Origin of the sequence: Mesorhizobium sp. M7A.F.Ca.US.006.04.2.1 (assembly GCF_004022915.1) — a bacterium.
In the GTDB taxonomy this organism is placed as follows: Bacteria; Pseudomonadota; Alphaproteobacteria; order Rhizobiales; family Rhizobiaceae; genus Mesorhizobium; species Mesorhizobium ciceri.
Genome location: NZ_RZQA01000857.1, coordinates 1 through 2,692 on the forward strand (window position 1 = coordinate 1; position 2,692 = coordinate 2,692).

Here is a 2,692-nt window from a genome sequence, read left to right on the forward strand (position 1 = left end):
GTCTGGATCTTCAGCCCGCCGGGCGTTTCCAGCGCCTCGGCGAACAGGCGCCGCGCCCGGCGCATGGTCTCGAGATCGGGCCGGCGCCCCTCCAGCGCCTCGACCTTTGCCGCCAGATCCACGTCACCAAGCGTCGTCCACTCCGACAGTGTCGAAAAGACCCGGTTCGACATGTTGGCGGCGGCGGCGCGCGTATAGGTCAGGCACAGTATCTTCGACGGATCGGTGCCGCGCAGCAGCAGCCGGATGACGCGCTGGGCCAGCACATGGGTCTTGCCGGAGCCGGCATTGGCCGACACCCAGGCGGAATTGCCGGGGTCGGCGGCGCGGGCCTGGCTGGTCGCGGTGTCGCTGGGAATGGGATAGGCCTTCTTCATGCCTCCCCTCCCTCGTCGCCGGCATCCCCGCCTGCCGACCATTCGAGCACGCGGGCAAGATGGTCGTAGTCGCCATCCGTCTCGCCTTCGCGGAACGGCAGCGCGCGCGACAGATACCCGGTCGCAGGGTCTGCATAGTGGATCAGCAGCTTTTCCAGCCGTGCCCAGGCCTCTTCGGCAAGATCGGTCGCGGTTCGCGGCTGGCGGTTGTGTTCGAGGATGGATTCCTCGAACACCTCGCCATTCGGCTTCAGCCTGATGAAAGCCAGTTGAGAGGGCTCACGCACGCCCAAATCCTTGAAGGCGCCGCGCCTGAGCAGCGCGCCCTCGAGCGCCAGTTGCGGCGCAAGCAGTGTGTGCGCCTGCACCTTGGACGGCGAGGAGCCGGTCTTGTAGTCCAGTATGTCGGCCATGCCGCCGGCCAGAAGGTCGACGCGGTCGGCGTAGCCGGACAGCGTCACGCCGGATTGGCCGACAACGGTCTTTCCGGCGCGCTCCTCGGCATGGCGCCTTGTCACAGCATCAGCGCGCGTGCGCTCCCACTCGATGATGTTGGCGGCGAGTTTTTCGAAGCGCGGCCACCACACCGCCTCGACGTCGGCCGGAAGGGCGGCTTCGGCAAAGCAGGCGCGGCCGGCGGCGATGAGGCCGGCAAGCGCATCGGGAGCGCGCGGATCGGCGACGCTGCCTGAGAACAGGTGCAGGATGGCGTGAAACAGCGTGCCGCGCTCGGCCGCACCGGGGTCGCGAATAACCGGATCGAGCGGCATCAGGCCGAGGATGCGTCTTGCATAGACGGCGTAGGGGTCACGGCGCAGGGTCTCGATCTCGGTGACCGAGAAATGCGTCGGGCGCACCGACAGCGGCGGCTGCGGCTGCGGCCGTGGCGCGAAATCCTGCCTTGGGCCGGCATCCAGCGCGCGCGCCCAGGCGAGCAGCTCGTCGCCACGCCGGCGCAGCTCCGCTGCCTGGTCGCTGCCGATGAAGGTCAGCAGCCGCTGAAGCCAGCGCGACGGCACGGCGGGTGCATCGCCGGCACGTGCCGAGCGGGACAGCACCACCTTCCCGGCGCCCATGGCCATCTGGAAATCATGCGCGGCAAGGCCGATACGCCGCTCGGGCGGTTCGAGGTCGATGCCGGTCTTCATCAGCCGCGACATGAAGCGGTCGCTCTCTGGCTTGCGCGGCCATACGCCCTCGTTGAGCCCGCCGATGACCAGCGTGTCGACCGTCTGCAACCGGGCTTCCAGCGCGCCCCAGATGGCGATGTTCCGGTCGGTGCCTTGTGCCGGCTTGACCGTTTCAGGCGCGATCAGCGCCGCCATGATGTCGGGCCACTCGGTCGCCGCGAAGGACAGCGAAGCCGAAGCCGCGACCAGCCCGCGCAGCAGTTCGGCAAGCTTCTCGCCGGCGTCACCGGCATAGAGTTCGCCAAGGCCGCCGTCGGCGGTGCGGCCGAGATTTTCGAGTGTCACGACACTGGCCCTGACAAGCGCGGCAAGGACGGCGTCATCCCGGCCTCGGAAGGCTGCGAGCGGCGCCAGCGCCTGCTTGAGACGTTCGAGCAAATTCCGCGCAGTTTCGATAGAGCGCACGGTCAGCCGGGAAAACCAGAAGGGCTGCCGGCTGCCGCCGCCCAAGCCGGTGAGGCGGGCTTCGAACAGTTCCGGTAGCGAAACGATGTCGGGGCGGCCGGTCCCGCCGCGCAACGCCACCAGTTCGATCAGCTCCGCCGCGTGGCGCACATCGGCCCGTTCGAGGCCGAGGCCGAGCAGCGGATGCTTGAGCAGCGACAGCAGGCCAACCGGATCGCCTGGCCGGAACAGTGCCTCGAGCGCCAGCCTGAGCAGGCTGGCCGCCGGAGTGTTGGCGAGCGGTGTGCCACCGGAATCGTCGGCAACGACGCCGAAGCGCTGGAGCTCGATCGAGACGCGACGCGCCAGCGCGCGGTCGCCGGTGACGAGAGCCGCCCTTTGGCCGGGCTGTTCGACCGCGCGCCTGAGCGCGACGGCGATGGCGACGGCCTCATCACGTTCGCTGGCGGCTTCGAGCAAGGTCACCTCGGCGAAGGCGCCGGCAATGTCGGACGCCGGGAAACCGGCACGTGTCTCGGCCCAGAGTTCGGTGGTTTCGGCCGGCCGCAGCGCTTCGCCGACAAGGGCAGCGCGAAGCGCACGTCGCGGTTCGGCCACGCCAATCTCCTCGACGTCGCCGCGCAATACGCCGATCTTGCCGATCAGCCTGGCCAAGCCATATTGCGGGTGGCCGAGTACGGCTGGACGCGCGCCAGGCGCGGCAATCGCCTGGAACGACGC

Annotated in this window: 2 protein-coding genes; both read right to left on the bottom strand. The window is 69.1% G+C overall.

Annotation, left to right across the window (positions count from 1 at the left end):
• Nucleotides 1-377, bottom strand: a 377-nt coding sequence (locus EN925_RS31225; RefSeq protein WP_164894510.1) for a UvrD-helicase domain-containing protein, incomplete at its 3' end; no start/stop codon positions are given.
• Nucleotides 374-2,692 (bottom strand): double-strand break repair protein AddB (addB, locus tag EN925_RS31230; RefSeq protein ID WP_128337180.1); only part of this gene is annotated, 2,319 nt, incomplete at its 5' end. The genes EN925_RS31225 and addB, both read right to left, overlap by 4 nt.